This is a genomic window from Nonomuraea deserti (genome assembly GCF_004348685.1).
Taxonomy (GTDB): Bacteria; Actinomycetota; Actinomycetes; order Streptosporangiales; family Streptosporangiaceae; genus Nonomuraea; species Nonomuraea deserti.
The window spans coordinates 20,462-45,232 of the sequence record NZ_SMKO01000027.1; the positions used below are offsets into that span (position 1 = coordinate 20,462).

Sequence of the window (24,771 nt, forward strand, 5' to 3'; positions counted from 1 at the left end):
AGGGCCGGCCCTCGCACCGGATCACGGGTCAGAAGCCGCCGAACAGAATGTCCAGGGCGTCTCCCAGGCCGCCCTTGTCGATCCAGCGGGTGAACCGGCCGCCGGTCTCGGCGATGGTGCCGGCCCGCGTGCTCTCCGGCTCGATCCGCTCCGGCTTGAACAGTTGCTTCTCACCCTGGCCGCTGCCGCTGCCCCGGCCCAGGTTCGACGGCGGCCGGCCCTGGGGGTACATCCGGCCGTTGCCGTAGACGGTGTAGGACTGGGTCGGCTGCTGCGTGCCGTCGTTGCGCCAGATGTGGCTCGGCCGTGGCCGGGCCGGCTGCCGGTTCACCTTCGGCGGCGACTGCCGCTGCGTCGACCTGTGGCTGGTCGGCCGGCTCGCCGGACGCGACCGCGCCCGCTGGATGCCGCGCGGCACCCGGCCGGCCCGCCTGTTCCGGGCCCTGGCCGCCGCCGCGGCGCGCCTCCTGGCCGCCGCCTCGCGAGCCTCCTTCCTCGCCTTCCTCCGTGCCGCCGCCGCGGCCCTGCGCCGCGCCGCCGCCTCCCGCGCCTTCCTGGCCTTGGCTGCCGCTCGTTTCCTGGCCGCCGCCAGTGCCCGCTTGCGCGCCGCGGCCGCCGCTCTCCTCCTGGCCGCCGCGGCGGCCTTCTTCCTGGCCAGCGCCGCGGCACGGCGCCGGGCCGCCGCGATCGCCGCGCGTCTGGCCGCGGCCCGCCTGGCCGCGGCCAGCGCCGCCCGCCTGGCGGCCGCCTGGGCCGCCCTCCTGGCCGCCCACCGGATCGCGAGACGGGCCGCGATGCCGGCCGCGAACCAGAACAGCTGGCCGTCGGGGTCGCTCATGGTGACAGGGCTGTTGTTGGCGTAGGCGTAGGCGTTGAGCTGCTGCGGGTCGAGATCGTCGATGACCGGGTCGACCGACAGGAAACGGCCGTTGCGCGCGTCGTACTCGCGGGCTCCGAGGTGGATGAGCCCGGTCGTCGGATCCTTGGTGCCGCCGACGAAGGCGCGCTGGCCCGGCCACCATGGCGGTGGCGAGCCCCGGTCCTCGCCGAACGGCGTCTGCCTGCGGATCGCCAGCTCACCGTTGCCGGCGTTCACCGCGGCCTGCGCGGTGCCCTGATGGTCGTTGGCCAGGAAGGAGACCTGGTCGTCCGGCGTGCGCACCGCGATGGGCTGGTCGTTGATGGTGTAGTAGCGGGTCTGCTCGACGGTGTCCTCGGCGAAGTCGAGGCGCAGCTCCATGTCGTCGACGTAGAGCGTGGCGTCGGCCGGCGTCCTGCGGATCAACCGCTCGCCGTCGGCGTCGTAGACGAAGGACGTCGTCTTGCCCGCCTCCGTCACCGACTCCAGGTTGCCCTCGGCGTCCCAGACGAGGGTCTGGTCGGAGGCGCCGACCTTGCGCCTGGTGGTGTTGCCGGTCGCGTCGTACTCGAAGAGGTCCGATCCGGCGCTCAGCAGCGCGTGCGGCCGCTGCTCGCCCGGCTTCGGGTAGGTGGAGGTGCGCACGGTCTCGGGCGCGCCGCCCCAGGCGTGCCTGGTCTCCTTGATCCGGTTGCCCGTCACGTCGTAGGCGTAGCTGACCGCGTACGGGGCCACGCCGCCGATCGTGCCGGACTGCGGGGAGCCGGAGGCGCAGTCGTCGGTGGCCGTCCACGCCGACGTCATGCGGCGCAGGTGGTCGTAGGTGAAGCACTGCGTGTCCTGACCGCCCGCCCGCTCGGCGATCTTGGTGATGTTGCCGACGGCGTCGTAGGAGTAGTGGAGGTCGAGATCGGTGTCGGCGGCGCCTTCCCTGTCCAGCCGCATGCTCGTCAGCCTGCGGGTGGACTCGTCGTGGGTGTAGGTGAGCCAGGTCTTCTTGCTCCCCGAGCCCAGCTCGTACTGCAGGGTCTCGCCCAGCTTGGAGTAGCGGGTCGTGTTCACGTACGTCGACAGGCCCGCGAGCCTGACCGGCTGGCCGAGCTCGTCGTAGCTGTAGACGACCGACTCCTGCGCCAGGCCGCCGGCGGCCGGGAAGCTGATCGACTGCACCTGGTCGTCGAGCGTGTAGCGGGTGTTGAGGACGTACGCGCCGGCCAGCTTGCCCTCACGCTCGGGGATGGTGACCGTCTGGCGCAGCGTGCGGTAGTCGGAGTCGATGGCGTTGATCTCCGCCTTGTACGCCTGCCCGCCCACGTAGCGGATGGTGGCGTTCATGTGGCCCTTGGCCAGGCCGTCGTACTTCCACTCGGCCAGCAGCGGGCCGCTCGCCGAGCCGTCGCGCAGCTCCTTCTTGCGGCCCAGCTCGTCGTAGACGTACCAGAGCGTCCTGCCGCGGGCGTCGGTGGTGCTGACGACCTCGTCGGCGTCGTTGTACGTCATCGTGGTGACGCCCTTGTCGGGGTCCTCGGTCTTGATCTCCCGTCCGCGCATGTCGTAGTGGTGGCGCCACACGTTGCCCGCGGGATCGGTCACCGTGGCCAGCCGGCCCGCGTGGTCATAGGTGTACTTGGTGGACTCGTAGTCGCCCGTCGGGGTCGCGCCCTTGTACTGGCGCAGCTCGATCAGGCGGTCCTCGGCGTCGCCGATGCGGGTGGTCGCCGTGCCGCCCGGCGGCGGCGTCATGTGGATCCTGTCACCCTCCTGCTCGGCGCTCACCCGGTACTTCTCCACACCCTTCGCCTTGAGCACCTGGGCGGTCACGTCGCCCGAGCCGTCGAAGGACGACACGATCTGCGTCGGCACGTCGGCGTCCGCCACCGCCAGCAGCTCGGTGGCGGGCGTCCCGGTGGCGAAGTAGCCGGTGTTCGACTTGTACTGCTCGCCGAGCGAGTTGTGGAAGGTGTCGGTGATCGTGCGCCCCTCGCGCAGCGCGGGGTCGTCCGCCTGGTCGTCGCGGGGCGCGGGCTCCTGCGTCTGCCGCTCCCTTAGCAGGCCGTCGTACAGCTCGTGGCTGGTGGTGTAGCCGCCGTCGGCGCGCAGCGTCTTCGTGGTGACGACGCTGGGGCCGTCGTTGCGCATCAGGTACGCGTACTCCGTGCTGGGCGACTGCCCGGCGGCCTTGCTGCGGTCGGGCTGCCAGACCTTGATCAGGCGGCCGAGCGCGTCGTGCTCCATGTCGACACGGCGGTTGTTGGCGTCGATCTCGGCGACCGGCTCGCCCCACGCCGGTTCGAGCAGGGTGCGCTCGACGTGGCCGAGCTGGTTCGTCTGCCTGACCTCGGTCGCGGGGGCGCCCGCGGCCGGGACGTAGGTGGTGACGGACTTCGTGCCGGCCGCGTCGGTCTCGCTGGTCTCGCGGCCGTAGGCGTCGTAGGTGTGGACGCGGTCGGTGATCGTCGCGCCGTCCCCGGACACGAGCTGCTGGACCTGGGTCACGTCGCCCTTGCTCGGGGCCTGGCCGAAGGCCTTGCCGTCGTACTGCACCCGCTCGTCGGAGATCACCTCTCCGGCGGAGAGCGTGGACACGGCGGTGCCGCAGCTCGCCGCGACCTTCTGGATCCTGCTGGTGTAGTCGAGCATCCAGGCCGAGTCGTTGCGGGCGTAGGTGTAGCGGGTGCACTGGTCGTCGTCCGCGGCGGCCAGGTCGCCCTTCTCCTCCACCTGCGTGAGCAGGCCCTTGGCGTCGTACGTGCGCTCCTCGCCGGTCCGCCGCCACTTGCCGCCGCCCAGGGCGGTACGGGTCACCATGGACTCCGGCTCGACCACGTACGCGGCCTTGGTGACGCCGTCGTGCGTGGACTCCGCGGTCCTGAGCGACCACGGCTCCTCGACGGTCGAGGTCAGGATGGGCCCGCCGGCGCCGTCGTACAGGATCTCCTCCCGCTCGAACCCGGCCAGCTGGTCGAGGTCGTCGAGTTTGACGCCCTCGGTGTCCTCGACCTGCGCGCTGCGCTTGGAGCCGTCGGCCTGCCGGTCGCCGTGCAGCCCGCGGAAGTAGCGGAACTCCGTGAGCGTGCGCTCGGTGTCCTGGCCGTCGCCCTGGCGGACGCGCACCCGGCCGTACCCCCGGTAGTCCGCCCACGTGCGGTGCTCGGGCTTGACGAGGATGTTGTCGGCGTAGCGCCAGCCGGCGCCGCCCAGGTACTCGTAGTCGGTGACCACGCTCGGGGAGCCCGCGACGCGGTCCACCTCGACCGTCTGCGTCACCACGTACTTGTGGAACCAGTCGGTGATCTGGGCCTCGTCCGGCGGGGCCCAGCGCTGCGGGTAGCAGCGCTTGTCGTTCCTGTCGGCGGCGGGCAGCGCGCCGGGCTCGCACTCGGCGGCCGAGTAGTGGACGCGCAGCTCGCCGCCGGACTCGTTGTTGACGGCCTGCACGCGCCACTTGACCAGCGGGGCGCGGCCCTCGTCGGAGTCGACGCGGTTGGGCAGCTGAACGCCGGTGAACGTGGTCTTGGGCAGCGTGATCGTGCCGCCCACGTGGCCGGTCTGCTGGATCGAGGCCAGCCACAACGACGGGCTCATGCCGTCGCCGGTGGCGGGGAACTGGTGGTCCAGCGCCCAGGAGTCCACCGCCGAGTACTGTCCCGAGCCGTTGAGGATCTGCGTGGTGACCTTGGCCAGCCGCTTGCGGCTGAAGAACGTCGGCGCCAGGCGGTCGGTGCACTTCTGCCCCGAGTCGCAGATCTGGTCGAACGGCACGTCCGGCCAGTGTTTGGCGGTGTCCTTCTTGAGCTGGTCGGGGGTGCAGGTGACCGTGCCGCTGGGCAGGCAGCGCTCGGCCACGTCGAAGACCACGCGGGCGGCGGGCGCCTTGGTGAACAGCTCGCCCTTCAGGTAGCCGTAGTCGATGCGGGTCAGGTAGGCGCCGCGCACGTACTGGGTGCCCAGCTCGGGCTTCATGTGGCGGCCGTAGTAGTTGGTCTCCTGGGCGTACCAGTACGTGGTGGCGTTGCCGTGGGGGTCCACCGCGGAGTCCAGGTTCCACCGGTACGCCTGCCGGCACCAGGCGTTGGCCGGGGTGCTGGAGTAGCAGGGCTCGCCGCTGTTGTTGCCGAACACCGGCACCGTCTGCACCGACTTGGTCTCCGGCTTGCCGGAGACCCATCCGGGCAGGCGGTTCAGCCCGAACGTGTACTGCGTGCCGTCGGCGGTGGTGACGCGCCAGTACTCGCCGTCGTTGTCGCCGTTGGTGGCGCCCTTGAGCTGCTCGATCCTGGTGCCGTCGTCGCGCTTGGGCCGCCACTGCTTGGTCGTGGCGTCCTTGACCAGCTCCATGGAGGAGTTGCCGAGCGACAGGGTGGCGTTGTCCTGGTCCCAGCACAGGTCGCCGGTCTTCTTGCCGTCGACCATGCAGGACTTGAAACGGCGCTCGACGTAGCCGCCGGGGTTCAGTTCGAAGCCCTCACCGGCCCAGGACGGCTGGTTGTTGGTGGAGGCGGTGCGGCCGTCCACGCTCTGGGAGGAGTAGACGAGCGACAGGTCCGGCTCCTCGCCGCCCAGCGCGGGAGGCGTGCGCAGCTCGTACGTCCAGCTGAAGTCGCCGGACTGGGTGCCCACGCTCCAGTTGGCGGAGGGGGCCAGGCCGGTGGCGGAGTGGTCGCCTGACTGGCCTGAGGCGGCGGCGGTCACGGCGTACAGGCCGGTCGTCGCCACGTCGGCGGTCAGCGTGCCGGCCTCGGTGTCGTTCACGCTCTTGACCGGCTGCGGCTGGGCGCAGCCGGTGGCCTTGGCGTCGAGGGCGCACTCCTCCAGCTCGACGACATGGAGCCGGGCGCCGTAGTCGCCGCCGTACGCGTGGCGGAAGCCGGAGTAGTCGATCTCGAGGCGGGTCCTGGCCTCGGCCGCCTTCGCCGTGGCGCCTCCGCCGGGGGTGACGCGCAGGGCCAGGCCCAGCCGGCCGGTCGCCTCGGCGTCGAGGATCTCGACCTGCACCGGGGCCGCCGCGGTCACGCCTTTCCGCGCGGCCAGCCGTACCGGGAATCCGGCCGCCTGGGTCTTCGCGCCCGCGCCTCCGAGCTCGGCCTTCTGCGGCTTGGGCCAGGAGACGCCCGGTGGCGCCTGCCATGCCTGTTTCCGCACGGGGTCGGCCATCGGGGGGACCACGGGGACCTTCTCGCCCTTGACCGGCGTCTCCTTCTGCACGGGCGGGGCCTGGCGGGGCGCGGCGTGGGCGGGCATGGCGTACGCCATGGGCAGGACGAGGACGATGGAGAGGACTGTGGCCAGCCGGCGCGGCCAGCGGGACTCCGGCTTCGGCTCGATGAGCCGGTTCCATGAGGGGTCTGGGATGTCTGGGTTGCCCGGTTCCCGGGGTTGCTGAAAACGATTCCAGCGGGATTCGGGCAGGTCTAACTCGCTCTGCGGGTCCATGGATCTCTCCCAGTGAGGTGCTGCTAGGGGGAATTACTGGGTTAGTCGGGACTTACTGCGGCATTTATTGGGCGGCCAGTTGAGCGATCTGCTCGGCGTTGAGCACACCGTCGTACGTGCGGACGTCGTCAAGGACACCCGGCCAGTAGCCGGTGAGGACTCCCGCGGTCCTGGTCCGGCCCAGCTGCAGGGGGCCGGTGGCGTTCCAGGCACTGATGTGGTCGGTCACGGTGGTGGTGGACAGGCGGCCGTTGACGTAGATGCGCAGCTCTCCGGCCAGGGGGTCGTACACGCCGGCCACGTGCGTCCACTCCAGGGGGACGGGGACGGCGTCGGACCGGGTGCGTACGAGGGCGGCGTCGTCGGTGTCGGCGGCGGCCATGCCCAGGGCCCACCGCCCCTGGTCCACGCCGAGCTGGAAACCGGCGGCGCGGCTGCCGGTCTGGGCCACGGCCGCGGCGTCGCGGGTGGGAAGGTGGTCGAGCTGGGTCCAGGCGGCGACGGTGAAGCCCCTCCTGGTGTTGACGGCCGGCGCGCTCGTCTGGGCGTGCCCGCCGACGCCGTCCAGCGCGAGCGCGCCGTCCAGCCAGCCGCCCGTCCACGAGGCGGCTCCGGACAACGACGCGGCGGTCGCGCGGCCCGAGGAATCGGCGGCCGACGAGCCGGACTCCTCGTCCAGCCTCCAGTGGCCGACCAGCGTGGCAGCGCTGTTGACCAGATCGGCGACCTCGTCGGCGAACATGGCGCGGGCGTACACCCGCACCTCGTCGACGTCCCCTTGCCAGTGGTCCGAAGCCGCCCCGCCGACCCTTCCGCGGCCGATCGTCAGGGAGCCTGTGGCGTTCCATGGTGGTGAGACGGCGACCGTGGACTCCAGCCGGCCGTTCACGTAGAGCGAGATCTGGCCGGCCGCCGAGTCGTAGACGCCGGTCAGGTGGGTCCATTCGCCGAGCCGGGGCGCGGCCTGCGACAGGGCTCGGGTCACCGCCGCGCCGTCCGCGTCCGCGCCCGGCAGGCTCAGCGCCCAGCGGTCGTCGGCCTTGGCGTACTGCAGCGCGAACGCGCCCGTCCTGCCGCCCTCCTGGGTGACGGCCGTCGCGGAGGCGGCCGTGCTGGTGAGGCGGACCCAGGCGCTGACGCTGAAGTTGCGGCCCGTGTCGACGACGGGGCCCGACGTCTGGGCGTACGCGCCGGCCAGCCCCAGCGCGGACCCGGTCCTGCCGGCCGTCCAGGTGGCACCGTGCAGCGTCGCGGGGTGGGCGCCGGTGGCGTCGGCGGCCACGGTGCCCTGCCCCTCGTCCATCGTCCAGTGCCCGCTCGGCGGCTTGCCGCTGTTGACGTTGAAGACGTAGGTGCGGATCGGGCCGAGGTGGCCGGCGCGGTCCCTGCTGCGCACCGCCAGCACGTTGGGGCCGCTGTGGCGCGGGGTGAGCGCGATCGTGGCCGTGCCGTCCGCGGCGGGCTGGGACTCCGCCTTGGGGATCGTGTCGAGGCCCCAGACGTAGGCGGCGACGTCGGGGACGCCGTTCGGGGCGAACGCGAACGTGCCGGGCAGGCCGACGCCGTCGCTCCAGCCGTTCTCCGTGTAGTCGGGCGAGGAGACCTGCGGCTCCCTGCCGGGGGCCGTCGCGTCCACGGTGGCCTCGCACCAGGGGCTCCACGCGCCGGTGGCCGTGCCGTCCTCGGCGCGCACCCGCCAGCGGATCATCGCGCCGTCGGCGTACAGGCTGTTCGGGATGGTCGCGGAGAAGGCGCCGCCCGACGAACCCAGCGGGGTGACGTACTCGCCCGACTTGACCCCGCCGGCGTCGTACCACTCGAACCGGCCCTTGACCGAGTTGTCGGCGTCCGTCAGCTTGGCCCACAGCTTGGGCGTGTCGGTGCCGATGACCGGCCTGCCGTCGCCGGAGACGCAGGCGCCGCCCGGATCCGACCACAGGTCCGCGGCCACGGGGTCGGCGGGCACCGAGTTGTACTCGATGACCAGGCTCGGGTTGTTCCTGAACTTCTTCCAGGCGTACTGGTCGGTTTCGCTGGTCGCGCGGAGGCCGATGGTGACGTTGGGCCACTTGTTGGCGGCGGCGTTGACCACCTGCGGGGTGACGTCGAACTCGACCCCGCCCGGCAGGCACTTCGGCCCCCAGCCCTTGGCGACGTTCACCGTGGCCAGCTTGGTGACCCACTGGGGCTGCTTGTTCCAGGTGGTGCTCTTGCTGATCGTGTTGGTCGCCCAGGCCTCCACCTTGCGGGCGCTGCACGAGTACGACCACGTCTCGTACGTGCGCAGCGTGGCCTTGACGATCTGCTTGCCGTGGATGGCCGAGCCGGTGTTCATCTGGAAGAACGAGCGGTTCTTCTGCGAGTTGACGTGGCCCACCCTGGCGACGTCGCTGGAGTTGAGGTAGTTGGAGTTGGGCCAGTTGCTCCAGACGGCCGTCCAGGCGTTGCGGGCGGCCGAGAAGTACGGGTCGAGGTAGACGGGGAAGCGGGTCCCCGGGTCCGTCAGCATCTTCCGGTCGGGCCTGAGCCGCAGCCGGCCGCCCGCCAGCCGCACGCCCATCGTGGCCTCCCTGGCCTCCGGCGAGCGTCCCTCCTTGAGCGCCTGCGGGCTCGTGATGCCCTCGGAGTCCCACATCTTCGGGGTGGGCGCGACGAAGATCGTGCCGTCGTCGCCGTCGACGGCCTCGATGTTGCCCGCGTCGTCCGCCTTCAGCGACAGGCCGGAGACGGAGAGCGGGAACGTCAGCTCGGTCAGCCCGGCCGCGGCGGCCCGCGACTTGACCACCAGGAGGTGCGAGAAGCCGTCCACGTCTGCGGTGACCTGGAGGTCCACGCCCGGCATGACCTCGGGGTAGGTGGCGGTGTCGCCGTTCAGTGCCGGCTTGGGCAGAGTGCCCGGCCACCCCAGCCGCATCGACTTGCCCCCGCGCGACATGCCGGCCAGCGGGCCGCTGCCGCCGCCGGAGAACGTCAGGCCGACCGCCGTGGCGACCGGCTCGACCGCACCGTCGGGGCGCAGGCGCAGCGTGGTGTCGACGGGGACCCAGCGATCCCCTTTGCGCACGCGTACGGGCCGCACGTGCAGCTCCATGGTGAGCCTGCCGTCGGGCTGGGCGAACACCTGGCGGGTCTCGCTGCGCATCGACTCGACCTCGACCGGCCTGCCCGCGCGCCGGGCCGTCGCCAGCGCCGCCCTTTCGGTCTCCGCCGGGACGTTCGCCGGCGGCCCGGCCACCCGCGGTGCTCGCTCCTGTGCGGACACCGCCTGCGGAACCACTAAGATCGTCGCCGATAACGCCGCCGCAGCCACTCCACGCATCACCCGCATACGTTCCTCGCCCACGCTGAGCAGGGGTTACGCGCGGGACTCAAGCACCCGGCGTCTCCACGATCTTCGGTTGACGATCGGATTCTCACCCCGGTTAATTCGCTTGGTCCAGAGTTCTGCTCATTCTGCTCAAAAAAATCTTCAGTGATCTTGAGCACATGGAAGTATCCGCCAAGGCGGTCTCAGACCTCTGTCGGGAGGGGCCAGGCCCCCGGATTCACCCGCTTGACGATCTCGTCCAGCGCGACACGCACGTACGGCTCCCCCACCCAGAGGTGCTTGGCGCCGTCGACCCCGACGACCTCGGCCTGCGGCACCCTGGCGAACCGCTCGCAGGCCTCCGCGGGCCGCAGATAGTCGTCGAACTCGGGCACCAGGGCGACCAGCGGCCGCCCGAACCGCGCCCAGGCGTCCAGGTCGTCGTCGGTGGCCCGGTGGAGCGGGGGCGAGAGCAGGATCGCGCCCTCCACGAGCGGATCGTGCGCCCATTTCAGCGTCAGCTCGGTGCCGAACGACCAGCCGACCACCCACACGCGGGGCAGATCGTGGAACTCGGCGTATTCGAGGGCCGCGGCCACGTCGAACCGCTCACCCTGGCCCCCGTCGAACGTGCCCTCCGAGGTGCCGCGTTCCGACGAGGTGCCGCGCGTGTTGAAACGCAGCACGGCCAGGTCGGCCAGGGCGGGCAGGCGGTTGGCGGCCTTCTTGAGGACGTGGCTGTCCATGAAGCCGCCGTGGGTGGGCAGCGGGTGCAGCGTGACCAGCGTGGCCACGGGAGGCCGGTCTAAGGGCAGGGCCAGCTCGCCGACCAGGGTCAGGCCGTCGCCGGTGTGCAACTCGACGGGCTCTCGCCGGGCGGGCAGCACCGTGGCCGCGCGAATCTCCACCTTGGGTCCTCTCAGTAACGGCTGCGGCCTGGGCCGCGGTCGAGTCTCTTACGCCAGCAGGCCTGGTGCCAGTGGCGGCGCTCCTCGTCGCCGCCCGGCCAGGCGGGCCAGGCCACGACGTGCGGCAGCCCGGCGCGGATCTCCTGGTCGCAGCCCGGGCACCGGTAGTTCTTCGTGGAGGACGAACCGGTCAGCATGCGTACTTTCCACGAGCCGTCCGGCCACTCCTCCACCTTGTCCAGGCCGGTCGGGAAGCCGAAAGGGCGGGAGGACTCCCGGCGGCGGGCGCGACGCGGGCTCATCCGCGGGGGAAACCCGTCACACCCATATCCGCCGTCCGCGCCGTGCCCACCTTGCCGAGCCTGGCCGCTTCCACCCGTTCAAACGCCATGCGACCAGTTTTCCAGAGCCGCTAAGGTGGGGCGTCATGCGGTTGGTCATCGCGCGGTGCAGCGTGGATTATGTCGGACGGCTCACGGCGCACCTGCCGATGGCGCCGAGGCTCGTGCTGATCAAGGCGGACGGCAGCGTGAGCATCCACGCCGACGACCGCGCGTTCAAGCCGCTCAACTGGATGAATCCGCCGTGCAAGCTCAAAGAGGACGGCGAGACCTGGACGGTCACGCACGGCAAGACCGGCGAGAAGCTCGTCCTCACCATGGCGGAGATCCTCCACGACTCCAGCCACGAGCTGGGCGTCGACCCCGGGCTGATCAAGGACGGCGTGGAAGCCCACCTGCAGGAGCTGCTCGCCGAGCACATCACCACGCTGGGCGACGGCTATTCGCTGATCCGGCGCGAATACATGACGGCGATCGGCCCCGTCGACATCCTGTGCCGCGACGGGCACGGAGCGACAGTGGCCGTCGAGATCAAGCGCCGGGGCGAGATCGACGGCGTCGAGCAGCTCACCCGCTACCTCGAGCTGCTCAACCGCGACCCGCTGCTGTCACCCGTGCGCGGCGTCTTCGCCGCCCAGGAGATCAAACCCCAGGCCCGCGTCCTCGCCTCCGACCGCGGCATCGCCTGCGTCACCCTGGATTACGACGCCCTGCGCGGCATCCAGCCCGAGAATCCCACTCTTTTCTGATCATCCTCTACGGCTGCGCGGAGCCCAGCCACCCGCCGCAGGTGGCTGACGGCCCTCCAGGAAACGGCCTCTGACCCTTCAGCGGTGACCCGCCGCTACGGCGCGCCCTGTGGGCCCGGTAAGTGGTGACCTCGCCGGCGCCCCCTGCCTCCCCTCAGGAGCTTTCAGGCGCGGGTGGGGGCTGTGGTAAGCGGGGGGTGAGCGGTTTATGGTGACGCCATGGCGACCGTGACGTTCGACTCACTCAATCCGGCGACCGGCGAGATCGTCGGCAGTCACCCCAACCAGGCCCCCGAGGCCGTGCACCAGGCGGTGGGGCGGGCGGAGGAGGCCGCCCGGTGGTGGGCCGCGATCGGGGCGGCCGAGCGGAGGCGACGGCTGCTCGACCACAAGGCGGTCGTCACCCGGGAGCTCAGGGCCCTCGCCAAGCTGGTCCACGAGGAGACGGGCAAACCGGTCGGCGACGCCACGCTGGAGATCGTCCTGGCGATCACGCACCTCGACTGGGCCGCCCGCAACGCGGCGAAGGTGCTGGGCCGCCGCCGGGTCGCCACCGGCATGATCGGCCTCAACCTGACCGCCACCCTCGAATACCTGCCGCTGGGCGTGGTCGGCGTGATCGGCCCGTGGAACTACCCGGTCTTCACCCCGATGGGCTCCATCGCCTACGCGCTCGCCGCCGGCAACGCGGTCGTCTTCAAGCCGAGCGAGCTCACTCCCGGCATCGGCGTGCGGCTGGCGGAGCTGTTCGAGGAGTCCGTCCCGGAGCACCCGGTGTTGCAGACCGTGACAGGGCTGGGGGAGACGGGGGCGGCGCTGGCCGCGGACCCGAGGGTGAAGAAGGTGGCGTTCACCGGCTCGACCGCCACGGCGAAGCGCGTCATGGCGGCCTGCGCCGAGAACCTCACGCCGATCGTGGCCGAGTGCGGCGGCAAGGACGCGTTCATCGTGGACGCCGACGCCGACCTCCGGGCGGCGGCGGACGCCTGCCTGTGGGGCGCGATGTCCAACGCGGGCCAGACGTGCGTGGGCGTCGAACGTGTCTACGTCGTCGACGCCGTCTATGACGGCTTCATGCGCGAGCTGTCCGAGCGGGTGGCCGGTGTGCGGGCGGGCGAGCACTACGGCCCGATCACGATGCCTGGTCAGGTGGACATCATCAAGCGGCACATCGACGACGCCGCCAAGGCGGGACGCGTGGTGGCCGGCGGCGCCGACGCGGTGCGGGCACCGTACGTCGACCCGGTGATCGTGGAGGACGTGCCGGAGGACTCCCCCGCGGTGCGGGAGGAGACGTTCGGGCCGACCATCACCGTGCGGCGCACCCGTGACGCGCACGAGGCGCTGGAGCTGGCCAACGCCTCGGCCTACGGGCTGGGCGGCACGGTGTTCTCCGGGAACGCGCGGCGGGCGACCGACCTGGCACGGAGGATGCGCACGGGGATGACCGCCATCAACTCGGTGATCTCGTTCGCCGGGGTGCCGGCGCTGCCGTTCGGCGGGATGGGCGATTCGGGGTTCGGCCGGATCCACGGAGCCGACGGTCTGCGCGAGTTCGCCAGGCCCAAAGCGATCTCCCGGCAGCGCTTCGCGATGCCCGGGATGAACCTGACGTCGTTCTCTCGGGGGCCCGCCGAACTTGAGCGGCTGATCAGGCTTGTCACGTTCTTGCACGGGCGACGTAAGAGATAATCGCCGCGCTCTTTCCCAAATCCGATCATCCGTCCATAATTGTGTGCTCTGGGGGCCACGATCATGTTGGACGGGTGGAATGTGAACCGGTCTTACCGGGGAATGTCGGCTGAGCAAAGGCTGGCGGACAGACGAGAGCGGCTGATGACGGCCGCGTACACGCTATACGCGAAACCGGGTTTCGCGGCGACGACCATCGAAAGGTTGTGCTCGGAGGCGAGGATCTCCAACCGGGCCTTCTACGAATGTTTCGGCGGCCGAGAGGAGCTCCTCCAGGCGTTGCACGAACGCTGCGTGGAGGAAAGCCTCTCCTTCGTGGCCAAGGCGTTACAGGAGGCGTCCGACACGCTGGAGGGCCGGGTGGAGGCGGGGATTCGCGCGTATGTCGAGTTCGCCACGGCCGACTGGCGCCGGGCCCGCATCATGCACGTGGAGGTGCGCAGGTCGGGGGATGTGCTGGCCATGTCGCGCCAGCGCGCGGTGGACTCGTTCGCCCGGCTCGTGGAGGAGGCTTCCGCCGATTTCCCGCAGCCCGCCCCGCTCAATCGGCGCTTGGTCGCGCTGGGTGTCATTGGCGCGCTACAGGAGTTGCTCATCGAATGGCTGCTCTCCGAGGGTCAACCGGGGATCGACGAACTCGTCGCCGTCGCCGTGCACATCTTCAACCGCAGCCTCGGCCCTGGCTGACTCCGCATAACTATGTCTTTTGCGCGAGGATTCGAAGCGGTATCACGGACACCCGTAATCTGCTTTTTGTCTAAGCCAGGAAAGAGCGGGCGACGGCTGATCGTTGCCCGCTCCGATATGTCACCTCAGGCCACCGCGGCAGCGGGAACCTCCACGTGCAGCACCCGATTCAGCCGGGTCACCGCGAGTATCCGCATGATCCGCGGGGGCACCCCCCGAAGAACGAGGCGACGTTGCACGCTCAGCGCGCGCCGATGCGCTCCCACGAGCACCCCGAGACCGGTCGCGTCGATCATCTCCAGCTTGGAGAGATCGAGGATCAGGTCGCCTTCACCGGTGTCGAGAGCCTTGTGCAGGCGCTCACGCACCCCGGCCGACGTCCCGGCGTCAAGCCGGACCCCTATCCGCACCACCTGGGCTCTCGGATTCCCCCGGACGCGCATGTCACCTCCTCAGTCACGCCTGCGGGCAGGTCACCGGCCAGCGCGAAACCGCGCCCGGTGAAACCCCCCGCACAGCTCTCCTACCCACGTATCGGAAGTGACACGACTGCGTTCAGCACGAACTCGCCATCACCTGCCGGCTGGGCGCTCACCGTCCCGCCCGCGGCGGCCAGCCGCTCCCTCAGGCCCGCCAGGCCGCTCCCCAGGTCCACGCTCTGGCGCGCGACCGCCCCGTCGTTACGCACCTCCAGCTCCGCCTCATCATCGGTGAAGCGGATCGTGATGCGGCAGAACGTCGCGACGCTGTGCTTGAGCACGTTGGTCACCGCCTCGCGGACCGCGTAGGCGAACACCGGCGCCACCCCGTCCGGCAGCTCGCGGTAGGGCAGACGCTTCTCGCAGCGGACCCCCGCCGCTTCGAGTACGCCTTCAACGCTATTCAGCTCGGCGGCCAAGTCAAGCTCGCGGTAGCCGCGCACCGCCTGGCGCAGCTCCTTGAGCGCCTTCCTGGTCAGCGTGTTGACCTCCGCCATCTCGGCCCTCGCCGCGCCGGCGTCCTTGTCCGACAGCCGTACGGCCAGCTCCGTCTTGACCGCGATGGCGGACAGCTGGTGCCCCACGAGGTCGTGCAGATCCCTGGAGAATCGCAGCCGCTCCTCGGCCAGCGCCAGCCGCGTGTGCGCGTCGCGGCCCTCGTGGGCCTCCACGGCCAGCCTCCAGATCAGCAGCCAGACCCGGCCGGACGGCGGCAGGACGACGCACCAGAGGCCGTAGAGCAGGGCGTAATAGGCGAACCCCCGATCGGTGGGCACGAGAGCCACGGCGCCCGGCGCCAGCCCCAGCGTGACGCCGGCCGCCCACGTCCCGATCATCTGCAGGACCAGCGTGCGGATGGAGACGCCGAGCATGGCGACCCCCAGCCAGGCCATGAGCACGAAGCCCCATCCGGTCGGGTCCGCCCCGCCGGCGCCCGCCGCGACCAACGCGAGAACCGCCGCCACCACCACCTGCCTGGTGGGGTAACGGCGGTCCAGGATCGCGTCGGCCATACGCGGGTAGAGCCAGGTGAACGCGCCGGCGGCGATCAGCGCCGGCGCGGCCCGCCACCACGAGAACGTACCCTCCACCTGGGCGGTCACGGACGAGACGGCGATGAGCAACCACATCGTCAGCAGGCCCGAGGCGATCATCGCCCAGGTGAGGCGCCGCGCCCGTTTGATCGGATCCATCTACTTCGTGCGCAGCACGTCGCCGAGTTTGAGTCGGGCTCCCGTCCGCAGCACCGCGCGCTCGTAGATCTTGGCCCCGAAGGCCAGCACCGCGAGCACGGCCAGGACCATCGCCGCCATGGACGCGCCCACCTGCCACAGCGGCACCTCGGTCGCCGCCATCCGCACCGGCATGACCATGGACGAGAACGGCGGGATGTACGACACGACCGTGGCCAGCGTGCCCGTCGCGTCGTTGGTGGCGTAGAAGGCGACGAAGTACGTGATCATGACGAGCATGGTCAGCGGCGTCAGCACCGAGCCCACCTCCTCCTGCCGCGAGACCAGCGACCCGAAGGCCGCCGCCAGCGCCGCGAAGAAGGCGTAGCCGAGCACGAACCAGACCAGCACCGCGGCCACCAGGCCGGGGATGCCGGGCGGGAAGTCGGTGGCGATGCCCGAGGCCATCGCCGAGCCGAGCCCGACGACGAGGATCGTGACCAGGTTGATCAGGCCGAGCGTGCCCAACCCCAGGATCTTGCCGCCGAGCAGCTGCCACGGCCGCACGGTGGAGAGCAGGATCTCCACGATCCTGCTGCCCTTCTCCTCCACCACGCCCATGGCCACCATCATGACCTGGCCCATGATGAGCATGAAAAGCACGAGGACGAGCACCACGGCGATGCCGGCGCGCGCGGACTCGTACCGCGTGTCGGCGCCCACGGACTGCATCTGCAGTGGCGGGATGGACACCCCGGCGGCGCCGAGCTTGACCTCTCGGTTCACGCTCTGCAGCAGCACGCCGAGCTCATCGTCGATCTTCCCGTCCGTCAGCACCTTGGAGCCGTTGACCAGCACCGCGTCCACGTCGCCGTCGAGCACCGCCTGCGTCGCCGCGCCCTCGTCGGGGAACGCCCGCCACTCGAACGTCGTGTCCGGCGCGGCGGCCTGCAGCGGCAGCTGCTGGGAGTTGACGGTGCCCAGCGTGTAGGAGTCGTCGCCGCCCAGCACCTTGGGGGCGAACGAGACCGCCGCCACCAAGAGCGCCGTGATGAGCAGGCCGATGACGAACCCCTTCGTCCGCACCTGCGTCGTGATCTCCCTGCGGGCGACCAGCATCAGTCCGTTCACGCCACGGCCTCCTTGAAGATCTCGGTGAGGCTCGGCTGCTCGGCCCCGAAGTGTTCGACCCGCCCCGCCTTCACGGCGCGACGCAGGATCTCCTGGTCGTCACCGCCGGTGGCGCGCAGGGTGTGCCGGTCGCCATCGACGGTGACCGTGCCCGGCAGGCCGTCCGCCCAGCCCGGCGCGGGGTTCCTGACGACCACGCGCAGCTCGTTCCGCTCGGCCGCCCGCAGGTCGGCCACCGCGCCCTCGGCGACCATCCGCCCGGCCGAGACGATGCCCACGGAGTCGCACAGCCGCTCCACCAGCTCCAGCTGGTGGCTGGAGAAGATCACCGGCACGCCGCCCCTGCACCGCTCCTGCAGCACCGTGGCCAGCGCGTCGACCGCGATCGGGTCGAGCCCGGAGAACGGCTCGTCCAGGATGAGCAGCTCGGGGTCGTGCACCAGGGCCACGGCGAGCTGCACCCGCTGCTGGTTGCCCAGCGAGAGGGCCTGCACGGCGTCGTTCTTGCGCTCGGTCAGCCCGAGCTGCTCGAGCAGGTCGTCGGTGGCCTTCGTGACGGCCGTCGCGCTCATCCCGTGCAGGCGGCCGAAGTACTCGATCTGCTCGGCGACCCGCATCTTCTGGTACAGACCGCGCTCCTCCGGCATGTAGCCGAAGCGCCGGCGGTCGTCTGGCGAGAGCGGCGCGCCCCGCAGGGTCACCGAGCCGGAGTCCGCCTGGAGCACGCCCATCACGATGCGCATCGTCGTGGTCTTGCCCGCGCCGTTCGCGCCGACGAACCCGAACATCTCGCCCGGCCGTACGGCGAAGCTGATCCCGTCCAAGGCGATCTTGGCGGCTGGGGCGCCGGGGCCGCCCGCGAAACGCTTGCGCAGCTCGTTGATCTCGAGCATCAGGTCATCTCCTTCATCATGGGTCAATCATGGCTTTCACCCGTTTCTTCGAGCCAGTCGCCGGAATCACAGGTGCGATATGGATCCCGCGTCCGATGTCGATGACATTTGTCACGAGTACGCTGAGGCCATGACGCGCGCCGACAAGGACAAGCCGGTCGTCCTCTCCCGCATCTACACCCGCACGGGCGACGACGGCACCACCACGCTGAGCGACATGAGCCCCGCCCCGAAGACCGATCTCCGGCTCGCGGCCTACGCCGACGTGGAAGAGGCCAACGCCCACCTGGGGGTCGCGCTCTCGCACGGCACCCTGCCCGCCGACCTGGTGGAGGTGCTCGTACGCGTCCAGAACGAGCTCTTCGACCTGGGAGCCGACCTGGCCACGCCGGTCGTGGCGAACCCCGACTTCCCGCCGCTGCGGGTGGAGCAGTCGTACATCGACTGGCTGGAGACGCAGTGCGACCGCTACAACGCCGGCCTCAAGCCGCTGCGCAGCTTCATCCTGCCCGGCGGCGACCCCGCCACTGCGGCGCTGCACGTCGCCAGGGTCACGGTGCGCAGAGCCGAGCGTACGGCCTGGGCCGCGCTCCAGGCGCACGACGACATGAACGTGTTGACGGCGAAATACCTCAACCGGCTGTCCGACCTGCTCTTCATCGCCTGCCGGGTCGCCCACGGGGGCAACGAGATCCTCTGGAAGCCGGGCGGCACCCGCTGAACGCAGCCGTCAGGCCGTGAGGCGCAGGAGTGCTGAGGCGCTGGAGTGCTTGGACGCTCAGGCGCTGCGGTCAGGCGACGTCCAGATAGGCGCTCGGCGGCGCCGACTCCAACCAGGCGAGAAAGCCCGTCAGCGCGTCGGCGCTCATCGCGATGGACACGCCGTGCGTGCTCCCGCTGAGATCCACCGCGAACATCCCGCCCTCGATCTCGCGGCGGGGAGAAACAACAAGGCCGCGCCTCGCGATAGCGTGGCGCGGCCTCAGTCGGACACCCAGAAGCGGGATCCAGTGGAGCTCCCCGTCGGCGTAGCGGGCTACGCCGCTCTGCCAGGCCCGCTCCCCCACCCGCAGTCGACAGGGCACGCTGCCACGCGAGCGGGTCAGCGTGACCCAGCGCAGGACCACGAGGGCGGCGAACAGCACCAGGACAATCACAACCGTCGCCATCATGCCGCCCCCTGCGCCCCGTTTGGAATATTAAACCTCTTCGCCCGCCGCGCGGAGCCGAGCCCTGGCGCGCTTGGCCTCGATCGCCGCGTCGGCGTCTTCCTGGTTGGCCTCGATCGAGGCCTGGGCCCGGTCGAGAGCGTCACGGGCCGCCGCGACGTCGACCTCGGAACCGAGCTCGGCCACCTCGGCGAGCACCGACACCTCGTCGTCGGCCACGGAGATGAAGCCCCCGTGCACGGCCGCCGCGAGATCGCCCTCGCCTTCCCGCTTGATGCGCAGCACGCCGCCCTCGACGAGGACGCCGAGCACAGGTGCGTGTTGCGGCATAATACCGATCTCGCCGTCCACGGTCTTGGCAATCACCATGTCGGCCTCGCCCGACCAGATCTCACGCTCGGGTGAGACAACCCCTACGCGTAGCTTCGCCACTTGTGTAGGTTCCTTTCCGATCAGGTGGTGGCACGGCGGGCGGCCGTACCACCACCGTAGGTCCGGGCTCGCAGAACTCGCCCTCTAGGTAGGTCCGGGCTCGCAGAGCTCGCCCTTCGACTGGGGGCGATTTAGCGGCGCTCGAGTTCCTTGGCCTTGGCCACGGCCTGCTCGATGCCACCGACCATGAAGAACGCCTGCTCGGGGAGGTGGTCGTACTCGCCCGCGCACAGGCCCTTGAAGGAGGCGATGGTCTCGTCCAGCGGGACGGTCTCGCCCGGCTGGCCGGTGAACGCCTCGGCGGCGTACATCGGGTGCGACAGGAACCGCTCGATGCGGCGGGCCCGCTGCACGGTGACCTTGTCCTCCTCGGACAGCTCGTCGATACCGAGGATCGCGATGATGTCCTGGAGCTCGCGGTACTTCTGCAGGATCCGCTTGGTCTCCTGGGCGACCCGGTAGTGCTCCTCGCCCAGGATCTGCGGGTCGAGGATCCGGGAGGAGGAGTCGAGCGGGTCCACCGCGGGGTAGATGCCCTTCTCCGAGATCGGCCGGGAGAGCACGGTCTGCGCGTCGAGGTGCGCGAACGCGTTGTGCGGGGCGGGGTCGGTGATGTCGTCGGCGGGCACGTAGATCGCCTGCATGGAGGTGATCGAGTGACCGCGCGTCGAGGTGATGCGCTCCTGGAGCACGCCCATCTCGTCGGCCAGCGTGGGCTGGTAACCCACGGCGGACGGCATACGGCCGAGCAGGGTCGAGACCTCCGAACCGGCCTGCGTGAAGCGGAAGATGTTGTCGATGAAGAGCAACACGTCCTGCTTCTGCACGTCGCGGAAGTATTCGGCCATGGTCAGCGCCGACAGCGCCACGCGCAGACGGGTGCCCGGCGGCTCGTCCATCTGGCCGAAGACGAGCGCGGTGTCCTTGAGGACGTCCGCCTCCTCCATCTCCAGCCAGAGGTCGTTGCCCTCACGGGTGCGCTCGCCCACACCGGCGAAGCAGGAGGTGCCGCCGAAGTTACGGGCGACGCGGCGGATCATCTCCTGGATGAGCACCGTCTTGCCCACGCCGGCGCCGCCGAACAGGCCGATCTTCCCGCCCTGCACGTAGGGAGTGAGCAGGTCGATGACCTTGATGCCGGTGACGAGCAGCTCGGTGCGGGACTCGAGCTGGTCGAACGCCGGGGAGGGACGGTGGATGCCCCACCGCTCCTCGATCTTGAGCGACGCGGTGGGCACGTCGAGCGTCTCGCCCAGCGCGTTCCACACGTGGCCCTTGACGACGTCGCCGACCGGCACCGAGATCGGGCCGCCGGTGTCCTGCACCGCCTGGCCGCGGACCATGCCGTCGGTGGGCTGCATGGAGATGGCGCGCACGAGGTTGTCGCCCAGGTGCTGGGCCACCTCGAGGGTCAGGGTCCTGGTCTCGCCACCGAGGGTGACCTCGACCTTGAGCGCGTTGTAGATCTCGGGCATCGCGTCGACGGGGAACTCCACGTCGACGACCGCGCCGGTGACACGTGCCACGCGGCCTGTGCCGGCCGCCGCGGCTTCCACAGTTTCAACAGCCTCTGCAGTCATTTCACTCTTTCCCCGCTGCGGCGTCAGCGAGCGCGTTGGCCCCACCGACGATCTCGCTGATTTCCTGGGTGATCTCCGCCTGGCGAGCCTGGTTCATCTCCTGGGTGAGCAGCCGCATCAGCTCGTTGGCGTTGTCGGTCGCGGACTTCATCGCGCGCCGCCGCGCGGCCTCCTCGGAGGCCGCCGACTGCAGCAGCGCCGTGAAGATCCGGGACTCGACGTAACGCGGCAGCAGCGACTCCAGAACGTCGCCCGCGGTCGGCTCGAACTCGAAGTAGGGCGGGATCGCGGTGGACTCCGTCGCCTCCGTCTCCTCGACCTCGAGCGGCAGGATCCGCTTGACCACGACGTTCTGGGTCAGCATGGAGACGAACTCGGTCGAGACGATGTGGATCTCGTCGATCCCGTTGTCGTCCTTGAACGAGTCGATCAGCGTCTGCGCGATCTCCTTGGCGTCGGCGTAGGCCGGCTTCCTGGAGAAGCCGACCCACTGGCCGCCCATCTCGCGCTGGCGGAAGGTGTGCCACGTGACACCCTTGCGTCCGGTGACGAACGGCACGACCTCCAAGCCGCGGCCCTCCAGCAACCCGCGCAGGGCCTCGGCCTCGCGCAGGACGTTGGCGTTGAAGCCGCCGCAGAACCCGCTGTCGCTGGTGACGATGAGGACACCCGCCTTCACGGGGTTGTCCTTCGCCACGGTCAGCGGATGATCGACGCTGGCCGCGTTGCTGACGACGCCGGTGACGGCGCGAGTGATCTCACGCTCGTACGGCAGCGCCGCCTGCATCCGCTGCTGCGCCTTCACGATCCGTGAAGAGGCGATGAGCTCCTGGGCACGCGTGATCTTCGCGGTCGACTTGACCGAGTTGATCCGCCGCCGCAGCAGCCTTAGCTGGGCACCCATGACCTACTTCTCCGCCCGACGGACGACCTTCTTGATCTTTTCCTGGCCGACCTCTTCGGCCTCCAGCGGCGCCACCGGCTCGTCCTTGACCAGCAGCTCGCCCGTGGAGGTGGTGAAGCCCTTCTTGAACTCCGTGATGGCGTCCTTCAGCGCGGTCACCGTGTCGTCGGTGAGCTCGTTGGTCTCGCGGATGGTGTCGAGGATGCCCTTGTGCGAGGACTGCAGGAAGTCGAGGAACTCCGTCTCGAAACGCCGCACGTCGTCGACCGGCACCTCGTCGAGCTCGCCGGTGGTGCCGGCCCACACCGACACGACCTGCCGCTCCACGGGGAACGGTTCGTACTGGGGCTGCTTGAGCAGCTCCACCAGGCGCTGACCGCGTTCGAGCTGGGCCTTGGAGGCCGCGTCGAGGTCGGACGCGAACGCCGCGAAGGCCTCCAGGTCGCGATACTGCGACAGCGACAGCTTCAGCGTGCCCGCGACCTTACGCATGGCCTTGACCTGCGCGGAACCACCGACTCGGGACACCGAGATGCCGACGTTGATGGCCGGGCGCACACCCGCGTTGAACAGGTCGGTCTCGAGGAAGCACTGACCGTCGGTGATGGAGATGACGTTGGTCGGGATGAACGCCGACACGTCGTTGCCCTTGGTCTCGATGACCGGCAGGCCCGTCATCGAGCCGCCGCCCATGTCGTCGGAGAGCTTGGCGCAGCGCTCCAGGAGCCTCGAGTGGAGGTAGAAGACGTCGCCGGGGAAGGCCTCGCGGCCCGGAGGGCGACGCAGCAGCAGGGACACGGCGCGGTAGGCGTCGGCCTGCTTGGTCAGGTCGTCGAAGACGATCAGAACGTGCTTGCCCTGGTACATCCAGTGCTGGCCGATGGCCGAGCCGGTGTAGGGGGCAAGGTATTTGTAGCCGGCCGGGTCGGAGGCGGGGGCGGCCACGATCGTGGTGTATTCGAGCGCGCCGGCCTCCTCCAGGCGGGCCTTGACCTGCGCGATCGTCGAGCCCTTCTGGCCGACCGCGACGTAGACGCAGCGGACCTGCTTCTCGGGGTCGCCCGACGCCCAGGCCTCGCGCTGGTTGAGGATCGTGTCGACCGCGATCGCCGTCTTGCCGGTGCCGCGGTCGCCGATGATCAGCTGGCGCTGGCCGCGGCCGATGGGCGTCATGGCGTCGATCGCCTTGATGCCGGTCTGCAGCGGCTGCTTCACCGGCTGCCGCTGGACGACCGAGGGGGCCTGCAGTTCGAGGGCACGGGTGCGCTCGGCCTGGATGGCGCCCTTGCCGTCGAGCGGGTTGCCCAGGGGGTCGACCACGCGACCGAGGAAGTCGTCACCGACGGGCACGGACAGGACCTCGCCCGTCCTGCGGACCGTCTGGCCCTCCTCGATGCCGCTGAAGTCGCCCAGAATAACGGCACCGATCTCGCGGGTGTCGAGGTTAAGTGCCAGACCGCGCGTGCCGCCCTCGAACTCGAGCAGTTCGTTCGCCATCGCCGAGGGAAGGCCGGAGACATGGGCAATGCCGTCGCCGGCGTCGACGACGGTCCCGATCTCCTCGCGCGCGGCGCCTTCCGGTTCGTACGCCTGGACGAAGCGCTCAAGCGCGTCCCGGATCTCGTCCGGCCGGATCGTAAGCTCCGCCATCTCTACTCTGTCTCCCTATTCGCCTTAGCCGGCCAACCGGCGGCGGACTTCTTCGATTCGTCCCACAATGGTGGTGTCGATGATCTCGTCGCCGATGCGGACCGAGAACCCACCGAGCACTCGCTTGTCCACCTCGACGTTCAGGTGCACGTCACGGCCGTAGGAGGTGCGCAGCCACGCCATCAAGCGCTCGCGCTGCGCGTCGGTCAGCTCGACCGCCGTGCGCACCACCGCCACGAGGCGCCGGCGCTGCTCTGCCACGAGGTGCCCGACCCCTTCGAGGCCCGACTCCAGGCTACGCCCCCGCGGGTGCAGCACCAGCTGGCTGATCAGGCGCAGGCTCGTGGGGGCGACCTTGCCGTCGAGCAGCCGGCTCAGCAGCTCCTGCTTGCCGGCCTCCGGCGCTCCCGCGTCGGTGAGGGCCCGGCGCAGCTCCGGGTTGGCCGCGACGATGCGGCCGAAGCGGAAGAGCTCGTCCTCCACCTCGTCGAGCCGCGACTGGCCCTCCGCCTCCGCGGCCGCGGCGGCGACGCCGAGCCGTTCGAGCACGTCGGCCAGGTCACCGGCGCGCGACCACCGCGCCGAGACCGCGGTCTCGGCAGTGGCCAGCGCCGCTTCGCTGACCTTGCCGTCGAGCAGCGAGCGGATCGTGCCCGCCTTCTGCTCGCCCGGCCTGGACGGGTCGGACAGGGCACGGCGCAGGCCGTGCTCGCGGTCGAGCAGGTCCGCGACCGCGAACAGCTCGTCGGAGAGCGTGCCGAGGTCGGCACTGCCGGCGACCGCGTTGAACCGCTCCTCGACCTCGGCCAGCGACGCCCTGCTCAGGCCCCTCATTAACGCACCGCCTGCGCGTTGGAGCTTTCCAGCTCGTCGAGGAACCGGTCGACGATGCGGCTCTGCCGCGCTTCGTCCTCGAGGGACTCGCCGACGATGCGGCCGGCCAGGTCGGTCGACAGGCGGCCGATCTCCGCGCGGAGCTGGGCGAAGGCCGCCTGGCGGTCCGCCTCGATCTGCGCGTGCGCGGCCTCGACGAGACGCCGGGCCTCGGCCTGGGCCTCCTCGCGGAGCTCCGCCTTGATCTGCGCGGCCTGCTCGCGAGCCTCCTCGCGCAGCCTGGCCGCCTCCTGCCTGGCCTCGGCCAGCTGGTCGCGGTATTCCTGCTGCAGGACCTGCGCCTGGGCCTGCGCTTCTTCCGCCCTCTTGATGCCGCCCTCGATCGCGTCCGTACGCTCGGCCAGCGTCTTCTGGATGCGCGGGACGAGGATTCTGCCGACGACGAAGAGGACGACGAGGAAGGAGAAGATGCCGACGACGAGCTCGTACGTGTGCGGGATGAGGGGGTTGGCGCCCTCCTCCTGCGCGAGGAGCGTAGCTGCCATAGTCAT

General features: G+C 70.4%; 19 protein-coding genes. 4 read left to right on the forward strand and 15 right to left on the reverse strand.

The genetic code is table 11. The features are described from left to right. Nucleotides 1-28: 28 nt before the first annotated feature. From E1292_RS13620 to E1292_RS13635, 4 genes are all read right to left on the reverse strand, one after another. Complete coding sequence (locus E1292_RS13620) at nt 29-6,292, reverse strand: RHS repeat-associated core domain-containing protein (RefSeq protein ID WP_132595508.1); 6,264 nt, start codon at nt 6,290-6,292, stop codon at nt 29-31. Between the two features lie 64 nt (nt 6,293-6,356). Further along, nucleotides 6,357-9,527, reverse strand: coding sequence for a LamG-like jellyroll fold domain-containing protein (locus E1292_RS13625; protein WP_246090096.1), 3,171 nt, complete (start codon nt 9,525-9,527; stop codon nt 6,357-6,359). 275 nt (nt 9,528-9,802) lie between these two features. Next, complete coding sequence (locus E1292_RS13630) at nt 9,803-10,507, reverse strand: alpha/beta hydrolase (protein ID WP_132595510.1); 705 nt, start codon at nt 10,505-10,507, stop codon at nt 9,803-9,805. 11 nt (nt 10,508-10,518) lie between these two features. Then, nucleotides 10,519-10,809, reverse strand: coding sequence for an Rv1322 family protein (locus tag E1292_RS13635; protein ID WP_132595511.1), 291 nt, complete (start codon nt 10,807-10,809; stop codon nt 10,519-10,521). Nucleotides 10,810-10,934: 125 nt separating this feature from the next. Between E1292_RS13635 and nucS the strand changes: the two genes are divergently transcribed. The 3 genes from nucS to E1292_RS13650 all read left to right on the forward strand — a co-directional run bounded on the left by nucS (nt 10,935) and on the right by E1292_RS13650 (nt 13,976). Beyond that, nucleotides 10,935-11,597, forward strand: a complete 663-nt coding sequence (gene nucS, locus E1292_RS13640) for an endonuclease NucS (protein WP_132595512.1) — start codon at nt 10,935-10,937, stop codon at nt 11,595-11,597. 219 nt (nt 11,598-11,816) lie between these two features. Continuing rightward, the gene (locus tag E1292_RS13645) at nt 11,817-13,289 is read left to right on the forward strand and encodes an aldehyde dehydrogenase family protein (protein ID WP_132595513.1); all 1,473 of its coding nucleotides are present in this window, start codon (nt 11,817-11,819) and stop codon (nt 13,287-13,289) included. Between the two features lie 144 nt (nt 13,290-13,433). Then, a complete protein-coding gene (locus E1292_RS13650; protein ID WP_246090097.1) occupies nt 13,434-13,976 on the forward strand; it encodes a TetR/AcrR family transcriptional regulator in 543 nt (180 codons plus the stop codon). A gap of 125 nt (nt 13,977-14,101) precedes the next feature. Here E1292_RS13650 and E1292_RS13655 read toward each other — a convergent pair whose 3' ends face one another. The 4 genes from E1292_RS13655 to E1292_RS13670 form a co-directional block, all read right to left on the reverse strand. Further along, complete coding sequence (locus E1292_RS13655; RefSeq protein WP_132595514.1) at nt 14,102-14,419, reverse strand: STAS domain-containing protein; 318 nt, start codon at nt 14,417-14,419, stop codon at nt 14,102-14,104. Between the two features lie 80 nt (nt 14,420-14,499). Beyond that, entirely contained in the window at nt 14,500-15,648 is a 1,149-nt protein-coding gene (locus E1292_RS13660; RefSeq protein ID WP_132595515.1) for a sensor histidine kinase, read from the reverse strand. Continuing rightward, nucleotides 15,649-16,758 (reverse strand): ABC transporter permease, encoded by a 1,110-nt coding sequence (locus E1292_RS13665; protein WP_132595516.1) that lies wholly within the window; start codon nt 16,756-16,758, stop codon nt 15,649-15,651. Then, the gene (locus E1292_RS13670; RefSeq protein ID WP_132595517.1) at nt 16,755-17,651 is read right to left on the reverse strand and encodes an ABC transporter ATP-binding protein; all 897 of its coding nucleotides are present in this window, start codon (nt 17,649-17,651) and stop codon (nt 16,755-16,757) included. Before E1292_RS13670 ends, E1292_RS13665 begins: the two co-directional genes overlap by 4 nt. Nucleotides 17,652-17,781: 130 nt before the next feature. Here E1292_RS13670 and E1292_RS13675 point away from each other — a divergent pair, with 130 nt between their 5' ends. Further along, entirely contained in the window at nt 17,782-18,372 is a 591-nt protein-coding gene (locus E1292_RS13675) for a cob(I)yrinic acid a,c-diamide adenosyltransferase (protein ID WP_132595518.1), read from the forward strand. Nucleotides 18,373-18,442: 70 nt separating this feature from the next. On the opposite strand, the gene E1292_RS13680 is transcribed toward E1292_RS13675, so the two are convergent. The 7 genes from E1292_RS13680 to E1292_RS13710 all read right to left on the reverse strand — a co-directional run bounded on the left by E1292_RS13680 (nt 18,443) and on the right by E1292_RS13710 (nt 24,771). Further along, nucleotides 18,443-18,823 carry a DUF2550 domain-containing protein gene (locus tag E1292_RS13680; RefSeq protein WP_132595519.1) on the reverse strand — a complete coding sequence of 127 codons (381 nt, stop codon included), beginning with the start codon at nt 18,821-18,823 and terminating at the stop codon, nt 18,443-18,445. 27 nt (nt 18,824-18,850) lie between these two features. Further along, the gene (locus E1292_RS13685) at nt 18,851-19,252 is read right to left on the reverse strand and encodes a F0F1 ATP synthase subunit epsilon (RefSeq protein WP_132331956.1); all 402 of its coding nucleotides are present in this window, start codon (nt 19,250-19,252) and stop codon (nt 18,851-18,853) included. A gap of 131 nt (nt 19,253-19,383) precedes the next feature. After that, on the reverse strand, nt 19,384-20,832 hold the full coding sequence (atpD, locus tag E1292_RS13690) for a F0F1 ATP synthase subunit beta (RefSeq protein WP_132331958.1): 1,449 nt from the start codon (nt 20,830-20,832) through the stop codon (nt 19,384-19,386). Between the two features lies 1 nt (nt 20,833). Continuing rightward, entirely contained in the window at nt 20,834-21,736 is a 903-nt protein-coding gene (locus E1292_RS13695; RefSeq protein WP_132595520.1) for a F0F1 ATP synthase subunit gamma, read from the reverse strand. A gap of 3 nt (nt 21,737-21,739) precedes the next feature. Further along, nucleotides 21,740-23,386 (reverse strand): F0F1 ATP synthase subunit alpha, encoded by a 1,647-nt coding sequence (gene atpA / locus E1292_RS13700; RefSeq protein WP_132595521.1) that lies wholly within the window; start codon nt 23,384-23,386, stop codon nt 21,740-21,742. Between the two features lie 24 nt (nt 23,387-23,410). Next, nucleotides 23,411-24,220: a F0F1 ATP synthase subunit delta gene (locus E1292_RS13705; RefSeq protein ID WP_132595522.1), complete on the reverse strand. Its 810-nt coding sequence runs from the start codon at nt 24,218-24,220 to the stop codon at nt 23,411-23,413. Further along, complete coding sequence (locus E1292_RS13710) at nt 24,220-24,771, reverse strand: F0F1 ATP synthase subunit B (protein ID WP_132331965.1); 552 nt, start codon at nt 24,769-24,771, stop codon at nt 24,220-24,222. Before E1292_RS13710 ends, E1292_RS13705 begins: the two co-directional genes overlap by 1 nt.

What these genes read in the sequence shown, in the direction of transcription:
- E1292_RS13620 (WP_132595508.1), bottom strand. Translation starts at nt 6,292, where the DNA reads ATGGACCCGCAGAGCGAGTTAGACCTGCCCGAATCCCGCTGGAATCGT.
- E1292_RS13635 (WP_132595511.1), bottom strand. Translation starts at nt 10,809, where the DNA reads ATGAGCCCGCGTCGCGCCCGCCGCCGGGAGTCCTCCCGCCCTTTCGGC.
- nucS (WP_132595512.1), top strand. Translation starts at nt 10,935, where the DNA reads ATGCGGTTGGTCATCGCGCGGTGCAGCGTGGATTATGTCGGACGGCTC.
- E1292_RS13645 (WP_132595513.1), top strand. Translation starts at nt 11,817, where the DNA reads ATGGCGACCGTGACGTTCGACTCACTCAATCCGGCGACCGGCGAGATC.
- E1292_RS13650 (WP_246090097.1), top strand. Translation starts at nt 13,434, where the DNA reads ATGACGGCCGCGTACACGCTATACGCGAAACCGGGTTTCGCGGCGACG.
- E1292_RS13655 (WP_132595514.1), bottom strand. Translation starts at nt 14,419, where the DNA reads ATGCGCGTCCGGGGGAATCCGAGAGCCCAGGTGGTGCGGATAGGGGTC.
- E1292_RS13660 (WP_132595515.1), bottom strand. Translation starts at nt 15,648, where the DNA reads ATGGATCCGATCAAACGGGCGCGGCGCCTCACCTGGGCGATGATCGCC.
- E1292_RS13670 (WP_132595517.1), bottom strand. Translation starts at nt 17,651, where the DNA reads ATGCTCGAGATCAACGAGCTGCGCAAGCGTTTCGCGGGCGGCCCCGGC.
- E1292_RS13675 (WP_132595518.1), top strand. Translation starts at nt 17,782, where the DNA reads ATGACGCGCGCCGACAAGGACAAGCCGGTCGTCCTCTCCCGCATCTAC.
- E1292_RS13680 (WP_132595519.1), bottom strand. Translation starts at nt 18,823, where the DNA reads ATGATGGCGACGGTTGTGATTGTCCTGGTGCTGTTCGCCGCCCTCGTG.
- atpD (WP_132331958.1), bottom strand. Translation starts at nt 20,832, where the DNA reads ATGACTGCAGAGGCTGTTGAAACTGTGGAAGCCGCGGCGGCCGGCACA.
- E1292_RS13695 (WP_132595520.1), bottom strand. Translation starts at nt 21,736, where the DNA reads ATGGGTGCCCAGCTAAGGCTGCTGCGGCGGCGGATCAACTCGGTCAAG.
- atpA (WP_132595521.1), bottom strand. Translation starts at nt 23,386, where the DNA reads ATGGCGGAGCTTACGATCCGGCCGGACGAGATCCGGGACGCGCTTGAG.
- E1292_RS13705 (WP_132595522.1), bottom strand. Translation starts at nt 24,220, where the DNA reads ATGAGGGGCCTGAGCAGGGCGTCGCTGGCCGAGGTCGAGGAGCGGTTC.
- E1292_RS13710 (WP_132331965.1), bottom strand. Translation starts at nt 24,771, where the DNA reads ATGACTATGGCAGCTACGCTCCTCGCGCAGGAGGAGGGCGCCAACCCC.